The following is a 21759-nucleotide window of genomic DNA, read 5'->3' as shown; positions in this document are numbered from 1 at the left end:
AGAATTTATTTTATATTCTTATCGTTTTATCTATATTTAATTCATGTTATGTCTTAAATAAAGATTAAATTAGCAATAAATATCAAAAGGTTTTACTAATGAATAATTTCTTAACTTATAAAAATATCTATGCTATTTAATATAATTTTCTGCTTCTAATGGCTGCATTTTTTTCAATTTAAATCACGTTTTTTAGCTTAAAAGGTGCTATTAAAAATTTATCGAAGGGCATCAAATAGCGAAGTAAAGTATGTTTTGAAAATCAATATTTTTAAATTCGATTAATTCGCAATACAACTGAATCTCGTAGATTTAATGACACTACAAACTTTCGGTAATAAAAAACAAATGATTGGAATAACATTTTAAATTTAATTTATTTAATAATAAATTGGTAAAACCAGCCAGTTTGCCGGTTATTTAAATTTAATGATTAACAAATTATTACCTCAGGGAATCGCAATTAACTTATTTAAGTTGCAGCCAAGCTATATTCGTTTTTATGCGTCATTTAGGTCGAAAACTATATTTATGTATTTTTATATAAATAAAATTCAACAGGGTTGCTATAAGGTAAATTTAACCTTCTCCAAGCATAAGAAGTTAATCTTTTGTTAATGTTCCAGCAAATACCTATTCATCATTCTCTTGTTACTTTATCTCTATCATTTGAATAACTGGAGATGACCATGAAATTAATTAAATCTATAGCAGCATTATTCGGTTCTTTTGTTTTAGCTGGCAATGTCAGCGCTGGTATTACAGAAAGTATGGTATTTGAGGCTCAGAACCGCTGGGGTAAAGGCATAGTACAAATCGGACGAGCAAAAATAGATGGTGGAGACTACAGAGCCGCCGCTGCAGAGCACATCACGGATCTTTATGACTACCAACACGGGCCCGTATTATTTAAACCTACAAAGGCAAAGTATGATCAGTTTCGGCAGACGTTTGAAGAAGCTCACTCATATTTTGTAAAGGGTATCGTTAAAGAAGACGGAGGCTTTGCTATAAACCCGTGGAAAAATGTGCGTTTTGAAAATCACAAAGTGTTGATTGAAAACGATATGGCACTTGCCATGGGAAATTACTATTTTACAACAATTGACAATCAGGAAGTTAAGGTAGAATATACTTTTGGTTATCGGCTAGATGATAATAATCAATTAAAAATTGTTCTTCATCATTCATCTTTGCCATTTAGCTAAGATGTGTATTAACGGCCAAGCCAGACAGTATACATGCTGTTTGGCTTAAGCTTATTTATAATAGTTTGCGCTCATAGGTAAGTGAAAGTATGTATAGACGAAAACTTTCCATATTCGCCGGCTCAACGCTTTTTTTAATTGTTGTTACTTCAGTAATGGTAGTTACAACATCGCAAATTACTCGCTCAAACCTAAAGCAAAACGAAATTGCACAGTCCCTACTTACTGAACATCTGATTGTCTCAAGTACATCCTACCGCCTATTTAAACAGCTGACTGACGAGCTTATTTTCGGACGAGATGCGAACCAGGCAGAGGTGCGCAACAAAAGAGCTATTATAGAACAGTCCATAGCTAAGATAAAAATGCTAGAAGAAAAGCAACGGCAAGCATTAGGAGCCGTTGCGACTCAGGGCACTATCGAAGATACAAACGCACTAAGCGTTTTAATTGATGATATTATTATTGAGTTCAGGGCCATAATTAACAAAGCAGATTCAAAGCGCTTGGCTCAACAACAACGTGTGCAGCAATTGCTAGAAGTTACAATTGATAACCGTTTTCGAGAGGCAATTAATGCTGCAGTTACTCGGCAGAGTAATGTTGTAGCCACACTTAATGCGCGAATAGAAGCGTTCAATCAATCGCTGTTTTGGTATTCCGTATTACTTGCAATTTTGGCCGTGCCAATAGTGATTTTTGGATGTTATTGGTTGGTCGGAATTCTTTATCAACCTTTAAATTCAATTCGCTTGGGTAGTGAAGCTATCGCTCAGGGTAATTATCAATATCGCATTTCCCGTGGTTTCGATGCAGAGTTCGATGCGATTGCAGCATCGTTTAACTCGATGGCAGAGGAATTATTGCAACAGCGGGAACAAGTGACTAACGCCACCCGTGAACTCGAATTTCAAGTTGCTAAGCGAACCACAGAGCTCACTAATGCCAATAAGCTTCTACAAGATAAGGATAAAGCAAGACGCGAATTCTTAGCTGATATTAGCCATGAGTTACGAACACCATTGACTATTATCCGAGGAGAGGTGCAAGTAACACTAAGACAACAGTCAATCACCGAAGAAGATTATCAGTCGACACTAAAAAATGTCCTTGAGCAATCTCTCAGCTTAAGCCGCCTGGTGGATGACTTATTACTAGTGGCACGCTTCGAATCGGGGAAGCTCAGAGTAACACCACAAACAGTAAATATTCGCGAATTTATTAGCGAAACAACGAAACAGATTCAAACCTTAATTGAACGTAAAAATGCTGCGTTAAAAGTGAGTATACAAGAGGGTTTATCTATCGCAAAGTTCGATCCTGAGCGTATTGCCCAAGTAATAATGGTTGTTCTAGATAATTCACTTAACTATAGCAATGAAGGGGGAACGATTAAGTTCGAGTGTTATCTTATAGATAACACCATAAAGATTATGATTTGTGATGAAGGAGAAGGTATTGCTCCAGAAATGATACCTTATATATTTGATCGTTACTTTAGAGGAGCAAACTCTCGCAGCAGCCAAGGTGCCGGTCTAGGTTTGGCTATTGCCAAGACCATCGTACAGAGTCATGGAGGAACTATCGATGTTGTTTCCACTTTAGGGGAAGGTAGCCAGTTTACTATCTTATTACCTCAAGAGAGCCCGACTGATGGCTAATATATTAATTGTTGAAGATGAAAAAAAACTCGCGGACTTTCTCCATAGAGGTTTAGAAGGCGAAGGTTATTGCTGTGATTGGGTTGCTACAGTGGATGAACTACTGAGTAGACTAAACGGCGATACATACGATTTAATCCTACTTGACCGTATGCTCGGTGATGCCGATACAATTGACTATCTAACTCATATTCGACAAAAACAGCCACAAGTAATGATATTAGTTCTAACAGCATTACATGAAATTGAAGATAAAGTTGAGGGTTTACACGCCGGCGCTGATGATTATTTAGGAAAACCTTTTGACTTTGATGAACTTCTCGCACGTATTCTAGCGTTACTTCGCCGCACTAAGAATTTTATAAAAGATGATTCAGAAATCCTTGAGCAGGGTGTACTACAGATAAATATAGAAAGCCAACGGATATTATTAAACAAATCGCAAGTTGGATTGACACAGCTAGAATTTAGACTGTTAAAATTATTTCTTTCTAATCCCGAAAAAGTATTAACTAGAGAAAGGATATTAAGCAAGATCTGGGGTACGAACTCAGACCCCATGACAAATATTGTCGATGTATATATTCGACGCTTACGCAAAAAACTCAGTGAGTCAGCTGCTTTACCCCAAGATAGTGGTGAAATATTTATTGAAACCGTCAGAGGCGCGGGTTACCGCCTAGGTTCGTGTAATCTGCAATAGGAATTTGTTAGATATGCGAAACATTTTCGTTAAGGTACCATCTCATTTAATAAATTTTCTACAGACTTCCTCGATACTGGCCCCATATGGGAAGGAAAAAAAATATCCACATTTAGCGCTAATTGTTTTAGGGTTTTTTCCAGTCCTTCTTTAAGTTTCGTTATATTACATTGGTAAAAATGCATTTCAGCTTTATCTTTTCTTGTCATGCTACCTCGAAACATATCACCGACAAAAGCGACTTTTCCAACAACAATAACCAATGAACCTTCTGTATGTCCAGGAACTGGTTCTATGAAGCCTGAGATACCAGTAATTGGAGCAAGCTCTGCCCTATTATTTATTACTATATCTGGCGTAAATGTTGGGTATTTTCCACTTTGATCAAGCGGGTGACGAAGAGATGCTAACGTTCCTGTTGAACATAATCTATCATTTTTACCTTGATCAAACAGCTTAAGATCACCTGCTCCACCTATTATTTTAATGCCATATTTATTCTGAAAATATGCTGCCGTCCCAGCGTGATCGTGATGACCATGAGTCACTATAATGGCCTTTAGGTTTTTAGGGTCGACTCTATGATCTAGTAGGAATTTTTCAATTTTTCCAAATTGTTTATCTAGTCCAGAATCGATAAGAAAGTGATTCGTACCATCACTAATTAGGTGCACGTTAATGAAAGATTCAGAGAAAGTGCTAACAGAAAAACCTTTATAGTTCCGAGTAACGCCACTACTAGCGTTTAAAAAAAGAATTAAAAGTACTAATAGAAGCACTATCACTAAAACGATTAATGATTTCTTGCTCAGCATATTATCTAGCTTACTCATAAAAATGACCCGGTATAACTTTCAAAGACGATTTTTAAACATCTTTGACTTGCGTAACTATATCCATTACAGTTTCATAATGCAACCAATGTGTTTTATAATCTAATCTCATAACTGCGAAGTTCAATACCAACCTTAATTAAGAAGAGGGGCACCTAATGCCTAAAACACATTTGATCCGAATGTTAGTTTTTATTGCTGCTTTTATTTCTGCGACAGTTTATGCCGCCGTGGAATATCCCAAAGCTGTCGTACCAGAATCAGTAGAGAAACATAAAATTACCATCTGGAGTGACGGGAGAGGCTTAGACGGTGATATTTATCGCCCTAAAAATTTAGCTAAAGATGAGAAGGTTCCAGCAATCGTGACAAGTCATGGATGGGGAGGCAATAAGGAAACTGCTGCCAGATACGCGATAAAATTTGCACAAGAGGGTTTTATAGTTCTTACCTTTACTCATAATACCTGGGGAAATTCAGCGGGCAATATCATAGTTAAAGATGTTAATTTAGCTTTAGATAAGAACGGTGATACGAAAGCAAATGTGCACCTAATTAGGAATGTTGTAGACCCTGTTGATTGGGTTAATAATATTCGCTCAGCCATTGACTATCTTGCTGGAGAGCCAAATGTGGATATACAAAGAATAGGGGCTTGGGGCACAAGTTTTGGTGGCGGGGTAACATTGGCTGCTGTCGCAGGTGATAGCAGAATTGCTGCACTTGTTACCCAAGTTGGTGCTTTTCCAGAGCTGGCGGGGGCAAATTTAGCCCATGCACAAAAACGGGCGATTGATATTGCAAGAGGTAACTTACCCGCTATCCCGGAGAATTTAGATGCATTTCCAGGCCTTAATGGTGCGCCCAACCTTGCAAGGTTCCTTTTTTACAAGCCACTTAAGAGTTCTGATGATTTAACTATACCAACACTATTAATAGCCGCTGAGAAAGAGCAGTTTTTTAAGAATGAAGAGCATAGTCATAAGGTATATAATAAGTTGCATCAACGGGCAAATATGGTGACAAAATATCACGTAATAAAAAATATAGATCATTACGGTATCTATTTTGATGGATATAAAGAGGGTAGCTCTTTAGCAGTGGAATGGTTTAACAAATATCTACAATGAGCCTTGTTTAATTACTAAGTGCCGTTTAAGGTTTGAGCCCAGGGCTTGATGTTGTTTCTACACATTTAAACAAATATAAAAACTATTATTTATAGTTTCGCATAATTAAACTAGGTTATTGGGTTCATGAAAAGAAAATCTTTAGCACACTATAATTGCAGCTGGGCTCAAGCTGCTGAAGCAGTTGGTGATAGGTGGTCGATTATGATAATTCGCGACGCGTTTTATGGGGTGAAAACCTTCTCGGCCTTTGCTAAAAATATTGGTATAGCAAAAAACATTTTATCTCAGCGTTTAGAACATTTGCAAAATCATAAAATACTGGAAAAGCGTCCAATAAGTGTCGGCTCTCAAAGGTTTGAATATTGTTTAACCGAAAAAGGCTTTGCTCTTTTTCCTGTGATTGCAGCTCTTGGACAATGGGGAGACAAATGGATCTTTGGTGAAGGTAAAGAACCACTAATTGTTGTTGATCTAGAAAACAAAGAGCCAATTGAGCAAATGGAAGTTAAATCCTCAGATGGACGTGTGCTTACACTAAGAGATATCACTTTTAAAGCAGGTCCTGGCGCAACTGATGAAACGAAAAAAATAGCCGAACAAATAAGATTAAGCTTGTCGTGAAGCTGTCGCTTATTGAGCGACAGCAATATATTCGGCGCTTTTTTTAAACAGTTTTTTAATTTAAATGTTAAGCTGCAAGTAAATTCTTAGCCTTATTCGGCCCACGCCTTGTCTAAGGTGTCTTCTCTTGTCAGCTTAACTTGTACACCCACTACTTTCCATTCACGATCTAAGCGCGCAACTTCAAAATGCACTGCGGCGCGTTCAATTTCGGAATCGTCAGCTCGCCTCCGCGACCAAATGACTTCGATTGCACCGCCGTGTTCATTGTAAACAATAATTTTACGGTCGGGTATGACAGTATGAGTATAACCCTGCTCTTTCAGAGGTATATGATTCATTTCAAGAAATTTTACAACATCAGCATCGGTTGTTAACCAAGCTCGCAATCGTGGTGGTGCACAAGCGTACATAGGTGTGCCCCAATACTTGAGTATAAAGTCTGGGCCTTCTTTACGAACTCCTGAAGCAACTTCAACCCAGTGATTAAAATATACTTCAAAAAACCATTTAGATAGCTCATCTTTTATTATCTGCTGCTGGCTCATGATTAACCCTCGATATGTGTAACCTATTAATAGCTAACGTCGAATCAAACTACGGAATAACTATATAAAACATGGTTTCATAATGCAACCAAATGATTGCGCTTGCCACTCGAGGCTTGCATGTCTTCTCTATTTTATCTACAAAAAATTTAGTGTTATCAATTGAGCTTTTTTCTAAGAAATACAATACGAATAGTGCGTTTAATGGCTTATAAAGTTTTAGCTGGAAATCTCCATCGATAGCCCACCAAATCTTCGCTTAGAGCCCATAACTTTTTCCAAAGTGATTTATCTAAAGCATGAGCAGCAACTTTTGCATCACCAACAGGGCCTCGATATTCGTTCATTTTTTGTGGGCCGTAGTATGCACCGCGTTTTGCTTCAAGCCCGGCCGCTGCAAGTACTGCAGGAAGTGCTCCTTGATCAGCAGCTTGGGCAAACAGTGGATTAGTAAGCTTGTATATCCAGTTGAATAAGCCCTTTGGCCCAGTGCTTTGTAAGTTGGTATTGGAATATCCAGGATGAGCGGCAATACAAATCACTTTGCTGCCTGCTTCCTTTAATTTACGGTCAAGCTCGAAGGCAAACATCAGATTAGAATTTTTGCTATTAATATAAGCCCCTGTTGGCGAATAGTTCTTTTCGGACATATAATCATCTAAGTTTAATGTGCCGAACTTGTGTGCCAAACTTGATAACACCACGACTCTACCAGCAGCTTTTTCAATCAAATCCAGAAGTAATCCTGTTAAGAGAAAATGCCCTAGATGGTTGGTTCCTACTTGCATTTCAAACCCCTGTGCTGTTTTTTGCTGAGGTGTTTGCATTAACCCAGCATTATTGATTAGCCCATCTAGCTTTTCATATTTTTGATGAATTTCTCCGGCGGCTTTGTGTACTGAATTTAGGTCACTTAAGTCAAGTTGCACCACTTCGACAAGCCCATTCACATGGCTTATCAATTGTTGGCGAGCCTTTTCTGCTTTTTCTAGTGAACGACATGCCAAAATTATGTCAGCGCCTGCCTTGCCTAGATGTTTAGCTGTTTCAAAGCCAAGTCCGGCGTTTCCCCCGGTTATAAGATAAGTTTTGCCTTTAAGGTTAGGTAACTGATCCGGATTCCACGTTTTAAAACCAGAGTTGACGATAGTTTTGTCTGCCATTTTTCTAATGCCTTTTGATATTAGGTTGATTTGCCTGTCAAATGAATTACAAAGTTTACAGTATTAGTATTTTTTGTCAACTTAATATTTGACAAAAATGTCAGTGTTTGTAAACTTAGTAAACTTCATGAAATTAGAAAGGCTGAACATGAATCCAAAAGAGATACTGATGGGCTTTGCCCAGTACGGTGTACAGAAAACGTCAATGGAAGATATAGCAAAACGCGCAGGGCTTTCACGACAGTCCATATACAAGCGTTTTGGCTCCAAAGACGGCGTGCTAGAGTGGGCCCTAACCTCTTACATCAACCAGGTGTACGAAGCTGGCACTAACGCTCTTAAAGAACTTTCATCTTGCGACCCAAAGCAAACGGTTTTAACCGCCTTTGTGCATTGGATTGGCGATGGTGTGCCGCTAATTAAAACAACGGCACATGGTGCAGAGATTTTGGACTCGGGTATCAAACTGGCACAGGAGAGCTCTACCGATTGGGAAGGGGATTTTATGCGTATGTTGTCTGGGTTTATTGCTTCTTCAGGCTTAACAGATTCAATGGAAGACGCCATTGAAAGGTCTTTCGTTCTGCATGTTGCGTCGAAAGGGGTACTATTAAAATCACAAACGGTCGAAGAGTTTTCTGAAGGTATGAAACGCGTTATTTATATCGTATTTAGGTAAATATGTTGTATTTAACTTGCTAACTAATTGACCGTTTAAGCATAGCTACAGTCTGCATTAACGCGCATTATTGGGGGAATAGATATTGTAGTCACACTGCTAACTTTTCTAGGAGAAAACTAGAAAACACTGTGCAAGCGCTACCTCTGTGTATATGCTTGAGTAATACGATTCTTACATGTGGCTAAATTTTATTATGTATACATATGCAAATACCGATGAGCGAATGGAAAAGGCTTTTCAAATGGCTAGAGATACTTTTCGCTTTTACTGGCGGGAAATGTCTTGGGAATATCGGCGTATCATTCCTGCGCATGATCTTTCATGTGTCAAAGTTGCTTTTGTCACACCCGAAAATAATGAAGATACGCCAAGTCACGAACATCTTTGGGTATCTAATATTAATTTTGATGGCGAGACAATCGTTGGAGAGTTGTTAAACGATTCTATTTATACACCAACATTGAAAAAAGGTGACCATATAGAAGCAACATTGGATGATGTAAGTGACTGGCTTTTCGCATGTGAGGGTCGCGTTTTTGGGGCCTTCACTGTCAATGTAATGCGCCAAGATATGTCGTCAGAAGAGCTAGCATCTCATGACGATGAATGGGCTCTAAACTTTGGCGACCCATACGAATATGAAGTGGCATATTCAGGCTCCAATGATAATACACGTTATATCAATCGCTTCGATAGTGATGCCCAGATCCAAGCCCCTGATGAGCACCCTATGTGTATCGCGATGCTGCCACAACTCAAAGAGCTACTAGAGAGTAACACCGAAGAAATTACCGGAGCAGATGAGATGGGTTGGACCTTTGCCCACAATGAAGCTCTAGCTGGTAACTTCTCAGCTTTGGATCTTATGAAGCAGTACGGCGTTGATACAAATGTGAAAAACCATGACGGCAATACTCCTATGGATCTGGCTAAAAAATTAGGTTGGGTAAAAGAAGCAACAGAGTAATTTATTTGGGCATACCAGCTTGACGTAACCTCTTGTAAAAAATGTATTCGACTAGCATTAAGTTAATGCCCATGCCTAACAGGCGGTCGTAGTTATGCATAAACTGGCTGGCTAACCTCAATATCTCATCAAGCTGTCCCAACATAAGAAAAATAGGGATTTCCAGAAATATCGGTGTCACGACAGCAAGTGAGATAGCCACTGCTCGGCACATCCACTGTATGTGTGAGTGTATATTACGCTGGATGATGCAAAATAAGGCAACAGAGAACGCTATACACATTCCTGCGCTGACGATTGCCAATGATACATAGCGCATACCAAAAATATCTGGAAATAATACATGGTGTAGCCAAATTCCGGAAATAGCCATTACATAACCAGATAACACCGCAACGTAACCGCCCTTCTTGTGCCAATTTTCCTTCTTCTCTCTCAATGAAGGAGAGAACTGGAAAGGCATAGTAAGGAAGAATAATATACCAGAGCCACCATGGATAATAACTGCTGCAGGAGTGCTAAAATGCAGCGGATCAATAGTTGATGATACACCCTCAATAGTGGAAGGACCGAGTAATACCAAGGCAATTAAGAAGAAGGCTGGAATAGCTGGGATTGCTGTCATAAACAACAAAAAGCCTACCACAGGCCAGTTAAAGGGTGTCTTTTTTGCTCTTGAATTTTGATCGACCGGCGTATTTTCACGTCTATAATTCGCTATTTCCATCTTCATTTGTCCTCGTTGCTCTATGCTTATTACATGGTTAAGGTCGGAGCAATTGTGTAGGATCACCATATATCTGTCGTCCAAACCTAGTGTTATGGACGTTTTTAGGGTACTGGCCATTAGGATTGGACTCTTTTTACGGTCATACAGGTGTAAATTTAACCTTATCTTGGATGGATTGAGATTTTGACGTGATTGAGAATCCCGCACTGATTGTATTAAATATCAGCACCTTAACGCTGATCTTATTCTGCGGACATATGCTTGTTTTAAGATCGCTAACACGCCAAGCTTATCTGCCACTGGCAATATGTTTGTTCTGTATTGGTGTCGTTATATGTCGACCTATTCTGAAGATATTAATGCCGCAACTAGGCACAGCAGCTTTAGCTTTCGCCCTGCCAGCAATATTAGGGATTGCCCCTAGTTTTTGGTTATATGTAAAAGGCATTACTTCTGAGTACCCTTGGCACTTCACTCGAAGCACTGTTCGACACTTTATATTGTCAGCACTTGGTTTTCTCATCGCTATATTTACATTGATATTACCCAGTGAACTGACATATGGACTATTAGGTAATGGTGATGAAACCGTATTAGAGAACACAACACCTGTATTACGTTATCTTATTTATACTGCTTTAATTATTACGTTCTTACTGGTACTTGGATGGGCAGTGCAATCAGCCTATTACTTCTATCGCATCATTTATCGATTACATGATTACCGTACACATTTGAAAGACTTATTTGCTAGCACTGAAACCAGAGAAATCCGCTGGTTAAGCTGGTTACTACTAGCTGTAGGTGGGGTTTGGGGGGCGAGTGCCGTCAATATTGTATGGGATAACATTTTTAACATCCGGCTTATCAATGACATTGCCATTAATGCCGTCACGTTAATAATGATTTGGAGTATATGCATTTGGGGCTTAAGGCAAAAACCGGGCTTTGAAGAGATATATAATACAGCTGACGACAGTGATAAGGTGTTGATAAATAATGATCAAGAATTAAAGGCAAGAACCCAATCAAAATACCAACGTTCAGCACTGAATCAAGAGCAATCCAATAAAATTGCCAGTGATATGAAATTCGCCATGACACAAAACCAACTGTATCTCGATAATACCTTATCTCTACAAAAACTTGCCAAACACATCAATACATCTCCCAACTATATTTCTCAAACACTCAATGAAACATTAGGAATGAACTTCTTTGACTATGTCAACAAACACCGAATAGAAGACGCACAACAGCGACTACTAAATACCCGTGACTCGGTTATGGATATAGCAATGGCAGTGGGGTTTAATGCTAAGTCTTCTTTTTATACTGCTTTTAAAAAGGAAACGGACAAAACCCCCAGCCAATATCGAAGTCAACTCAAGTGAATTTTTTAAATAGTCTAGAGTTTTATTAGCACTAATTAATGATCAATCAAAAATAACACGTTGCGGAATGTAGTTAGCAAAAGGCGCGTCTTTAATACCAATCTGACCAAAGGAATTAAGTCCGAAGGTCCAAAAAGCTTCACTGCCATCCTCTTCTTCTGTCACCACTACGGTATGGCCAAGACCATTCGCTACTCTGATCACAGGTTGATTAAAAAAATCTACCCGTAGCGGCACACTACTATCCTCTGTTCCAATGCCTAAACTACCGAGTAAATTTTGCACCCAGCTAAATAATCTTCCTTCTGTTGATATAGCAAGAGTAAAGTTGCCTGCAGCTGAAATTTGCTGCATCTTAACTCCAGAGGTATCAATAAGGCTTGGGGTAAACATATTTTCATTGGTACCATTTCCAAGTTGACCGGAGAAATTCTGACCCCAGGACAACATACTACCATCGTACAATAATGCCACAGCATGGTCTTTTCCCGCTGACACTGCACGAACATATTGGTGGATATTGTCGATTAATTTAGGAGTATGACGACGGTTAACCACAATTGGGTCAATAGCGAGTTGGCCGTTGTCATTATCACCCCAAGCATATACCTCTCCTGCCTGCGTGATTGCTAAACTAAATGCCCCTCCTCCCTCGACTTCCACGATACCTTTCAGATTCGGCACAAGTATGGGATTAAGTATATTTTCATTGTTATCAGAAACTTCTATTCCAAGCTGACCTGCACCATTATTCCCCCATGCCCATACTCTTCCCTTTAGACTCACAGCTAAAACATGACGTTGCCCTGCACCTATATCAGTAATAAATATTTTATCAAGCGCTTTGATTTTTGTTGGCTTTAAAATTCTATCGACAGTACCACTACCCGCTTGGCCCTGATCATTTGTTCCCCAAACCCACACGTCTCCATCACTGTCGAGTAAAGTTGTAAAATTTAAATTAGCTTTTATATCCACTATGTGAACATGCTTGGGCAAGTTGAGTTCTATCGAAATAGGTGTATCAACACTACGAGAAGTTTCGCCGTTGCCTACCTGGTTACTATCGTTTCTTCCCCATGTATACAAAATACCTTGTTTGTAAGCAACTGTATGTGCACCGCCGGCAGCGACATGACTTTCATTACAAGCAGATAATACAAAACAAAAACAAATTGCTGTGCAAATTAATTTGATAGCATTTATGGATATGTTCATCTTCAACTTCCTTCGGCTATTAGCCATAACTACAGAGGACGTGAGATTATCCACAAATGATAATGATTATCAATACCTTTTTAGACGCCATCGGATTTCCCCGGTGATGTTTTAACCTTTTAGTTTTGTACTTCTAGATCTAAAGCTTTAACCCGCTCCATAGTGCTATCATGTGAATTTAAACACTTGAGCAAAAACGTATTATCATCTTCACTTTCCTCTAGTATGGATAAAAAACCCTTCATCGTATCTGTAAAAACTGCTAAACGAAAGACCATTTTCCAAACTGTGTTGGTGCTCAGATAGCCCATCTCATGTAACATAATTGTAAATAACACGCCTTGCTTTTCTTCTAATAAAACAACTAACTCATCGGTGTACAGTACAATGTGGCAATGCAAATGCATTTACACTAAAGCCATCAGGCTTATGAAAAAACAGATTACATTTCTCCTGTAGCAGAGAAAAATTTCTGAGTAACTGATTCTATGTATTACTGAGTTGTATTTGCTGACCCTCTGATAACTTAGATTTTTCAAATAAATTTTTTTCCACAACCAGCAGTGTTTGTTCCACTATAGCCCAACTTATTTCAAGTTTAGTAAGCAAACCTCACTTACTATTCAGATCATTCTCATTTAAATAATGAAGCTGCTAATAATCTTTAAGCCAAAGGGATATGAAATAGACCACGTTCTAGAAGTTACGATGTTTTTCCAGAACGCGCAACGCCAAATAACCCCCATAGACGTCCCTATCACGTTAATAGACGTGGTGAAACTTCTTGGCTACGTTCTCAGGCTAGTTCCTCTAGACCAACTATGCCAAGTGCATCTCAATCTTTAGCTAATAGAGCCGATGCATCATCGTCTAGAAGGCCATCTTTTCACAGCGAACTTGCAAATATTATAGCGAAAAAAAATCAAGGGGATAATGTTCGCAATGATTGTTGGGAATTGATGAACACCGCAAGATCTAAGCCTAACTTCTACGAATCAATTCAATACGCGATAGATAAATGTTCAAATAGTAAAACACTATTAGGCGATTTATTTTGTCCCGATAATATGAGTATGATGAAAAATCTCAGTTATACACAACGTGCAAACATTGTTTCCAGAGTTATGGCTTGCCCACAGAATAGAGGCTCACAACTTCCATCTGTGAGTCAGCAACGCCATGATAGAAGCTTATCTGAATACCAAAGTTTTCTTAATCTTAATGACACTGACTTCCGAGGAAAAAATATATTACTTGTCGGTGGCGGTGATTCTAATTTACGCTCATCTCTTAGAGGTGCAACTATTACAAATATTGACTTACATAAACCTGCTTCAAGAAGAGCATCACATCACCATATCCAGGGAAACTTCTGCAATTCAGGGCAAGTTATCAGAGGCCGGCGTGATAGAGGCCAAAATGAAGTTTGGTGTTTATTTTCTCTTCCTATGTATGCTCGATCTGTTACAGAAACTAAAAACTTTTTTAGTAATGCAATATCTTCACTTTCGGATAATGGAGTGTTAAGAATATTTCCGGCATTTGAGAACTCTCCATTGGCTAGCCAATCCCATTCTATTTACTCCCTTGTTAATCGAGACCTAGAGGGTTTAGAACATAACATTATGAGTAGCATAGCAAGCCGACCAGATCTATTTGAGGTATCTTACTACCAACAAAGTTACCGCCCCGGAATCATTGGCGGCCGTGGTACTTCTCAAAACACTGGAGTAAATATTCGAATACGGTCTGGGCAACGTAGCGATGCCGTAAATTACCTGCAAAATCAATTGCGCCATTTAACAATAAGTTAATAATTTTAAATAGTTGTGGGACTTATTTTTTATCTAATAAAAACGATTTCGGTTACTACTACAATTTGATCAAATGAATTGAAAAACTCTTTATATTTAAAAAATAAAGCCGTGATATATTTAAATAATACGCAAAATAGAAGAAAATTATAGGGTGCCGGACAGATAAATAATTATACTCAACGGTTTCAAACCACAGAGCATTGAGTCATGATAATGCTCGTCCCTTTATTAGGGCGAGCAAGTATTATGTTAGCCAAACTGAGAAGGACATATAATAGTTACACATTGCATATCATCAAAGTAAGCCATCTCTCATTGACATTTCTTACTATTAAGTAAGGCTCCGCGTATTATTTTTATATACGACAACCCCCTGATGCCGATATCACTTGATAAAATCCAAATCAAATGGAATTAAACACCTTTAGAACTTTTTGTATATCTATCTTCATTCTAGCGGCAAGCCAAATTATCTAGTAGTAGATAGTTAATTTCGCAAAAAAACAATGTAATCACATGATTTAATCAATTGATTAAATCATGTGATTACATTAAGATGGCTACCAAATGAGCATATAACGGTCGAAGGCCGAGAACCCAAAATGAAGAAATACAGCTTAATTTTTATCTGTTTATCTCTGCTTACTGCATGCACTGTGGGACCTGATTTCAAGCGCCCGGATACTCGGATCAAGCCAGAACAAGTCTTTTTGCATGCACCAGAGAAAGAGTCATTTGAGAGCATGGGGAATTGGTGGCAGCGGATTGACGATCCATTGTTTGCTCGTTATGTGGATCAGCTACTGAAACAGAACTTGGATTTAAAACAAGCAGGTGCCCGCGTTTTACAAGCACGTGCACGACTTGGTCTACAGAAAGGTAGCTATTCCCCCAGCTTAAGGCTCAATACCTCCAGCGGGCGTAATTTTATGCCGGTAACAAGTGCTGCTGGTAGCAGGCAATATGCAACAAATTACACCGCTGAACTTGAGTCATCTTGGGAATTAGATTTGTTTGGCCGTATTCGCAACTCGGTAAGTGCTGCCGATGCTAATTTTTTAGCGTCAGTTTATGACCAACAAGCTCTAACACAGAGCCTTATTACACAGCTTCTAAGAAGTCGCATTGCCATTGCCGTCAATCAACGATTACTGTCCTTAGCAGAACAAAACGCAAAAAACCGCAAACAAATTCTTGACTTAGTCAGCAATCGCTATGATTTGGGAGCGGCAAATGCAAGCCTTGAAGATGTATTACTTGCCGAGGAGAACTACAGTTCTGTTATCGCTGACGTCAATGAATTCCGCCGACGACTAACTGATGAAACATACGCTTTCGATATTCTTTTAGGTGAAATTCCTGGCACTACAAAATTAAGTACTATCGAATTCCCTGTACTACCAGCACCGCTAGATGTTGCCGTCTGTTTACCTGCGCACTTACTCGACCGTAGACCGGATTTACGTGCAAACGAACTGCGTTTAAAAGCCGCTAATGCTGATATTGGAGTGGCAATTGCAGATCTTTATCCTACGTTAAACTTAGTTGCCAGCGTTGGTGTTACGGGAGAGACGACCAATAATTTATTCAGTTCTGAACAATTAACAGGATCGATTATTAGTAGCTTGGTCACTCGTATTTTTGAAGGTGGAGCACTCCGTGCTAATATCAAATTGCAAAAAGCAGAAGCTGAAGAACTCGCTTATTCATATGCTCAGAATGTGTTAACAGCCATTCGGGAAGTCGAAAGTGCATTGCAGGCAGAAAAAGAATTAGCAGGTGAAGTAGAGTCGTTAAATCGTTCTGTAGCTTCACTAAAACACGCCGAAAATATATCAGAAGAAAGATACCGTAAAGGCATTCTATCTTTACGTGATTTTTTAAATACCCAACAACGCCGTTACCAAATCGAACAGAATGCTATTACCCGTGAACAGCAAAAATGGAATACACGTACTAACTTGTATCTTGCATTAGGCGGCGACTGGCTCTCTCATGATACTCCACAGGATACTTGCCCATGAACTTACAATTTTCTCCAAAAATAAAAGGTCTTATCCAACTTGCGTTGGTTATTGCTTTTATTCTGACATCTTTTGCGATTTCCAACATACTGCAAACTAACAAACCACAAGCCCAAGAAAAAAATGCACCTGATAAAGCACTATTCGTGGAAACGGAAAATGTAGGCCAAAGCGTTCACAATATTTCCTTTTACACAACTGGGACCGTGGAAGCGATAACCAATATCGATGTTATCCCCCAAGTTAGTGGGCAAATTATTAATGTAAATCAGGAATTTTATAATGGCGGTGAGTTTAAAAAAAATAGTGTTTTGTTTGAAATTGATCCACGAGACTTTAGACTAGAAGTAGAGAGACTAGAAGCTGAAGTAGCTCGTGCAAGTACTTCTCTAACATTAGAAAAAGCAGAAAGCAAAGCGGCCCTATCTGAATGGCGCCAGAGAAATGGAAGTAAGATAGCGCCCGATCTTGTCGCTAGGAAACCGCAATTGGCTGAGGCTCGGGCTAATTTAAAGGCAGCAAAGGCATTGTTAAAAAATGCTGAACTGGACCTTGAGCGAACCAAAATTAGAATGCCTTTTAATGGTCGTGTATTATCAAGCCAAGTTGCTACTGGGCGCTTTGTCTCTGCTGGCCAAAGTATTGCACAGGTGTTTGATCGATCAACCCTTGAAATTAGAGCATCATTACCAAGCCAAAAACTAGAATGGCTACTACAAGAAAAAAATCCAAATATTATAGTTACAACATCTTATTTAGGCGAAACTAAAAAGTATCGAGGATATTTAAAAAGGGGAACCTCCTCTTTTGATGCCAATACACGTTTTGCTAACGTGAGCTTCGGCATTGACAATGCTAATACATTAATTCCCGGTGTATTCACTAGAATAGATATTAAAGGACACCAATTAAACGGTATTACTCGCCTACCCTCTTCAGCGATTCAGAAAGGTGGGGTGATATGGGCAGTGGATGAGAAAAATAAATTAATAAAATTACAACCTGACATTATTGAATCTAATGACATATATGTTGCAGCTTCAGGCTTAGACGGTAATTTTCAAGTAGTGGTTAGTCGTTTGGATGGTGGTGAAGTAGGTATGAAAGTGATGCGTAATGAACTTGTTAATAAGGAGCGTGAGAAAGCCTTATGAGCATTTCTAAAATTGAGGAGCGCGGCATAATAGCTTGGTTCATCGATAATCATGTCGCGGCTAATATTCTTATGTTTTTATTTATTATAGGTGGCATTATCAGTATTTCGAGCATGCGCTCCGAAACTTTTCCCACTGTTGACCCTCGTTTAATAACCGTGTCCGTTGTATATCCAGGTGCTACGCCTTACGAGGTCGCTGACGCTGTCACCAATCGCGTAGAAGAATCCTTATTGGGTATCGAGGGAGTTAAAAGAATTGCATCAACCGCAAGCGAAGGTACAGGTATTATCAATGTGGAGCTAAAAGATTTTGCAGATGCTGACACAGTTTATAATGATGTTGAAACTAACGTAAATAGTTTAGTTGACTTTCCTCCAGAAGATGCCGAAAGACCCATTATTAGTAAAGTAAAAGTTACACCGAATGTGGTCACTTTAGCTTTATATGGTGATGCCTCGGAGGCGACGATTAAATACTGGGCTGAGACAATAGAAGACGACTTACGCACGTTACCTGGCGTAGCGTTAACAGCGGTCAGTGGGATTAGGGATTACGAGATTTCTGTAGAAGTGTCAGAACAATCTTTACGTAAATACGGCCTTAGCCTTGAAGATGTTCGCCGAGCTGTTAGTAATTTTTCTGTTGATACTCCTGCGGGGACAGTAGAGTCTAGCCAAGGAGAGATTTCCATAAGAGTACAAGAGCGCGGCTATAACGGAGAAGATTTTGAGAAAATGGCAATCCGTGCCCTACCAGACGGTTCTATTCTACGGCTTAAAGATATTGGTCGAGTGGTAGATGGTTTCGAAGATACCAACCTTATTAGTAAATTTAATGGCCAACGAGCTGCATTTATTGAAGTGCGCCGCAGTGAAAGTGAAGATACTTTAGAGGTCGCGTCTATAGTGAAGGATTATCTCGACAAAGTTGAGCTACCTACAGGCTTAAAGTTGGCTTTACAGAACGATCAGACAGCTGTTTTGAACGACCGTATAAACCTTATGCTACGCAACGCTGTATTGGGTTTTATGTTAGTTTTTTTAGTACTACTTTTATTTTTAGATTTAAAGCTGGCTTTTTGGGTGAGTGTCGCTGTGCCAGTATCTTTTTTAGGTGGACTAATGGTGGTGTACTTCATGGGGTATTCCATCAATATGATTTCGCTTTTCGCACTGATTATTGTGCTAGGTATTGTGGTAGATGATGCTATTGTCATGGGGGAAAGTATTTTTGAAGAGCAGGAAAACGCCAAGGGAGATCACAACGCAGTTTTTCATGGTGTCAAAAAAGTTATTGCACCCGTTACTGTAGGGGTTACCACGACAATGGCGGCTTTTGCCCCTCTTGCTTTTAGCACCGGAACACTCGGTCAAGTTATCAGTAATATCCCTGTAGTTGTGATTCCAATCCTATTTTTTTCATTAATAGAAGCGTACTTCGTGTTACCTTCGCACTTATCCAATCCCAGTCGCTGGAGTAAAGGTATTGTCTTAGATATTCGCCGAATATTTGATAGATTTTTAAAGCTGTTTGTCGACCGAGTGTTATCACCAGCAGCCGCTTTTTTTATCTCCTGGCGCTATGCCACCGTAGCAGGTTTCTTTGCCTTTGCTATTGTTACTTTTTCTATGGTATCCAGTGGCACAGTAAAATTTATTTTTTTCCCAAGTGTCGAAGGCGATGAAATCACGATTGATGTAACTATGCCTGTGGGTACACCATTTAAAACTACAGAAAAAACATTACTCAATATTGAAGAAGAAGTAATTAATGTACGTAAAGAGCTTGGCACAAATAGTGAAGATCCGTTTCAAAGTATCGTAGTAACTATAGGACAAACTTCTGCAAGCTCGAATCCTGGAAGCGTTGGTGGTGCATCATTTGACAATAGTATCGGTCAAGTAAAGATCCAGCTTTTGCCTTCAGATTTTCGCGAACTCTCAGCAAAGCAGATAGAAGGAAAAATACGAAAACGTATTGAGCACCTATCGGGTATCGAACAGTTAAACTTTGCCAGTTCTCCTATTGGCTCAGAACCTGATATTGAAATTGAGTTAACCCACCCAGATGAGAATATTTTAAATCAAGCTGCAAAAAAACTGAAAGCTGAATTAAGTAATTTGCAAGGAACTCTAGATGTTACTGATAGCTTTGAAATGGGTAATGTAGAATATGTATTTTCTTTGAGCGATGAGGGTTTAGCTGTCGGCCTTTCCCCTGCTGAACTTGGACAACAATTACGTGCAGCATTTTTTGGCCTAGAAGTGCAACGCTTCCAACGTGGTAGATCTGAAATAATTGTTTTTGTGCGTTACCCTAAAGATGAACGCGAAAGCCTAGCCGCACTTAATGATATGAGGATTCGTTTACCCGACGGCTCGGAGACACCATTGAGCTCGGTAGCTAATATTAAAGAACAGACAGGGTTTTCACAGATACAGACGGTTAATGGCCGCCGTGTAGTAAGTGTCACCAGTGATGTTGACTACAGTATCGCCACACCCAACGAAATTTTCGCAGCCTTAAATGCTAATATTTTACCGCAACTAAAACAACGTTTTACCGGTTTAACCTATACATTTGAAGGAGAAAGCCGAGAGCAATCAGAAGATCTTGCCTCCCTTGGAAGTAATATGTTGATCGCGGTTATCGTTATCTTTGTTTTACTTGGTGGGCAATTACGTAGTTATATCCAACCGATTATTATCATGGTGACAATCCCCTTTGGCGTGGTGGGCGCAATCTGGGGCCATTTTCTCCTAGGAGAAAATCTTACTTTTATTTCTATGTTTGGTATCGTTGCATTATCGGGCGTCGTAGTGAACGACAGCGTCGTTTTGATAGATTATCTGAACCAGCATAGGAACAATGGAAAGAGTCTTTTTGATAGTTGCTTGATCGCAATAAGGCGCCGTTTTAGACCTATCTTATTGACAACCTTGACAACAAGCCTGGGGCTTCTACCCATGCTACTAGAGACCAGTATGCAGGCACGTTTCTTAATTCCTATGGTCATTTCACTTGCAATGGGTATTCTGTTTGTTACTGTTATTGTACTTGTATTGACGCCTGTTTTGATTATGATTACTGATGATATTCGACGTTTTTTTAGACAGCTAGGGCTTGTTGCCGGCGAGCAGCATAGTAATAATGATTCAATTGAACATAAGGTATTAACTAATGTCGTTAGAGATGCTTGACAATATGGATAAAAGCCGTATGGAAAAGCGCGGCGAAGGAACAAAATATGCGCTAATCATGGCTGGAATTGAAGTATTCGGAGAGCATGGACCTAAGAACGCGACGGTTCGGATGATTGCGGAAAAAGCCAGTGCAAATGTTGCCTCTATTCCCTACTATTTTGGTGGTAAAGATGGGCTCTATATCGCTGTTGTAGAATATATCGCTCAGCAAGTTTTACAGCATTTGCAGCAGTCCAGTGCGTATGTTAACGAGAAACTTAGTCAAGATAATTTATCCGCCAGAGAAGCATTAACTATATACCTTAAAATGAAGGATAATATTCTTACCTCTTTAATTGAGGGCGATGAACCAAAAAGCTGGGCTCAAATTCTCATGCGAGAACATACAAGCCCAACTCCAGCCTTCGACGTAGTGTATAAGAAATACTTTGAACCAACCCAAAAGATAACATATAAATGCATTTCAATTTGTACTGGTTTACCAGCAGATAGTGATGAAGTAAAAATCATATCCCTCTCTCATATAGGACTTGTTCTAGGGTTCCATCTAAAACGAGAAACACTTATGCGCAGCTTAAATGTGAAAAAGTTGAAACGCGAACATATTGAGCTTATTCGTAAGACTATTAAAATAAATCTTGAATCCTCCTTGCAAGCTTATGGTGTTTTAAACATTGATTAAAAACAGGCACTTGAC

19 protein-coding genes are annotated in these 21759 nt (G+C 39.2%); 13 read left to right on the top strand and 6 right to left on the bottom strand.

Translation table 11 applies throughout. The features are described 5' to 3' along the window. Positions 1-689: 689 nt before the first annotated feature. The 3 genes from BVC89_RS28835 (at position 690) to BVC89_RS28825 (ending at position 3572) form a co-directional block, all read left to right on the top strand. A complete protein-coding gene (locus BVC89_RS28835) occupies positions 690-1208 on the top strand; it encodes a phosphoribosyl-AMP cyclohydrolase (protein WP_103654421.1) in 519 nt (172 codons plus the stop codon). 89 nt (positions 1209-1297) lie between these two features. Beyond that, positions 1298-2869 (top strand): sensor histidine kinase, encoded by a 1572-nt coding sequence (locus BVC89_RS28830; protein WP_103654420.1) that lies wholly within the window; start codon positions 1298-1300, stop codon positions 2867-2869. Then, on the top strand, positions 2862-3572 hold the full coding sequence (locus BVC89_RS28825; protein WP_103654419.1) for a response regulator transcription factor: 711 nt from the start codon (positions 2862-2864) through the stop codon (positions 3570-3572). Before BVC89_RS28830 ends, BVC89_RS28825 begins: the two co-directional genes overlap by 8 nt. Positions 3573-3601: 29 nt before the next feature. Here the strand turns inward: BVC89_RS28825 and BVC89_RS28820 are convergent, their stop codons facing one another. Beyond that, positions 3602-4405 (bottom strand): MBL fold metallo-hydrolase, encoded by an 804-nt coding sequence (locus BVC89_RS28820; protein WP_103654418.1) that lies wholly within the window; start codon positions 4403-4405, stop codon positions 3602-3604. Positions 4406-4563: 158 nt separating this feature from the next. On the opposite strand from BVC89_RS28820, the gene BVC89_RS28815 reads away from it, so the two are divergent. Then, positions 4564-5535 carry an alpha/beta hydrolase gene (locus BVC89_RS28815; RefSeq protein ID WP_103654417.1) on the top strand — a complete coding sequence of 324 codons (972 nt, stop codon included), beginning with the start codon at positions 4564-4566 and terminating at the stop codon, positions 5533-5535. Between the two features lie 126 nt (positions 5536-5661). Then, entirely contained in the window at positions 5662-6159 is a 498-nt protein-coding gene (locus BVC89_RS28810; protein WP_103654416.1) for a winged helix-turn-helix transcriptional regulator, read from the top strand. Positions 6160-6251: 92 nt separating this feature from the next. On the opposite strand, the gene BVC89_RS28805 is transcribed toward BVC89_RS28810, so the two are convergent. Together BVC89_RS28805 and BVC89_RS28800 are read right to left on the bottom strand one after the other, a co-directional pair. Next, a complete protein-coding gene (locus BVC89_RS28805; RefSeq protein ID WP_103654415.1) occupies positions 6252-6707 on the bottom strand; it encodes a DUF6841 family protein in 456 nt (151 codons plus the stop codon). A gap of 209 nt (positions 6708-6916) precedes the next feature. Continuing rightward, entirely contained in the window at positions 6917-7870 is a 954-nt protein-coding gene (locus BVC89_RS28800; protein ID WP_103654414.1) for an oxidoreductase, read from the bottom strand. Between the two features lie 148 nt (positions 7871-8018). Here BVC89_RS28800 and BVC89_RS28795 point away from each other — a divergent pair, with 148 nt between their 5' ends. Beyond that, positions 8019-8549, top strand: coding sequence for a TetR/AcrR family transcriptional regulator (locus tag BVC89_RS28795; RefSeq protein ID WP_158658199.1), 531 nt, complete (start codon positions 8019-8021; stop codon positions 8547-8549). A 196-nt stretch (positions 8550-8745) separates the two neighbouring features. Next, positions 8746-9519, top strand: coding sequence for a DUF2314 domain-containing protein (locus tag BVC89_RS28790; protein ID WP_158658198.1), 774 nt, complete (start codon positions 8746-8748; stop codon positions 9517-9519). Position 9520: 1 nt separating this feature from the next. Here the strand turns inward: BVC89_RS28790 and BVC89_RS28785 are convergent, their stop codons facing one another. Then, positions 9521-10246, bottom strand: a complete 726-nt coding sequence (locus tag BVC89_RS28785) for a DUF2306 domain-containing protein (protein WP_103654424.1) — start codon at positions 10244-10246, stop codon at positions 9521-9523. Positions 10247-10608: 362 nt separating this feature from the next. On the opposite strand from BVC89_RS28785, the gene BVC89_RS28780 reads away from it, so the two are divergent. Further along, complete coding sequence (locus tag BVC89_RS28780; RefSeq protein ID WP_158658197.1) at positions 10609-11643, top strand: helix-turn-helix domain-containing protein; 1035 nt, start codon at positions 10609-10611, stop codon at positions 11641-11643. A gap of 42 nt (positions 11644-11685) precedes the next feature. Here BVC89_RS28780 and BVC89_RS28775 read toward each other — a convergent pair whose 3' ends face one another. Further along, complete coding sequence (locus BVC89_RS28775) at positions 11686-12861, bottom strand: RCC1 domain-containing protein (RefSeq protein ID WP_158658196.1); 1176 nt, start codon at positions 12859-12861, stop codon at positions 11686-11688. 119 nt (positions 12862-12980) lie between these two features. Then, on the bottom strand, positions 12981-13268 hold the full coding sequence (locus BVC89_RS28770) for a hypothetical protein (RefSeq protein WP_103654409.1): 288 nt from the start codon (positions 13266-13268) through the stop codon (positions 12981-12983). 414 nt (positions 13269-13682) lie between these two features. Here BVC89_RS28770 and BVC89_RS28765 point away from each other — a divergent pair, with 414 nt between their 5' ends. From BVC89_RS28765 to BVC89_RS28745, 5 genes are all read left to right on the top strand, one after another. Further along, positions 13683-14675, top strand: a complete 993-nt coding sequence (locus BVC89_RS28765; RefSeq protein ID WP_103654408.1) for a hypothetical protein — start codon at positions 13683-13685, stop codon at positions 14673-14675. Between the two features lie 605 nt (positions 14676-15280). Beyond that, complete coding sequence (locus tag BVC89_RS28760) at positions 15281-16702, top strand: efflux transporter outer membrane subunit (protein ID WP_103654407.1); 1422 nt, start codon at positions 15281-15283, stop codon at positions 16700-16702. Then, positions 16699-17856, top strand: coding sequence for an efflux RND transporter periplasmic adaptor subunit (locus BVC89_RS28755; protein ID WP_103654406.1), 1158 nt, complete (start codon positions 16699-16701; stop codon positions 17854-17856). Before BVC89_RS28760 ends, BVC89_RS28755 begins: the two co-directional genes overlap by 4 nt. Next, positions 17853-21059 (top strand): efflux RND transporter permease subunit, encoded by a 3207-nt coding sequence (locus BVC89_RS28750; protein ID WP_103654405.1) that lies wholly within the window; start codon positions 17853-17855, stop codon positions 21057-21059. Before BVC89_RS28755 ends, BVC89_RS28750 begins: the two co-directional genes overlap by 4 nt. Further along, positions 21040-21744: a CerR family C-terminal domain-containing protein gene (locus tag BVC89_RS28745; protein ID WP_103654404.1), complete on the top strand. Its 705-nt coding sequence runs from the start codon at positions 21040-21042 to the stop codon at positions 21742-21744. Before BVC89_RS28750 ends, BVC89_RS28745 begins: the two co-directional genes overlap by 20 nt. The last annotated feature ends 15 nt before the right edge of the window (positions 21745-21759 follow it).

Source organism: Agarilytica rhodophyticola, from assembly GCF_002157225.2.
GTDB lineage: Bacteria > Pseudomonadota > Gammaproteobacteria > Pseudomonadales > Cellvibrionaceae > Agarilytica > Agarilytica rhodophyticola.
The sequence above is the reverse complement of the archived record's forward strand: the minus strand, read 5'-3'. Positions and strand labels throughout refer to the sequence as shown.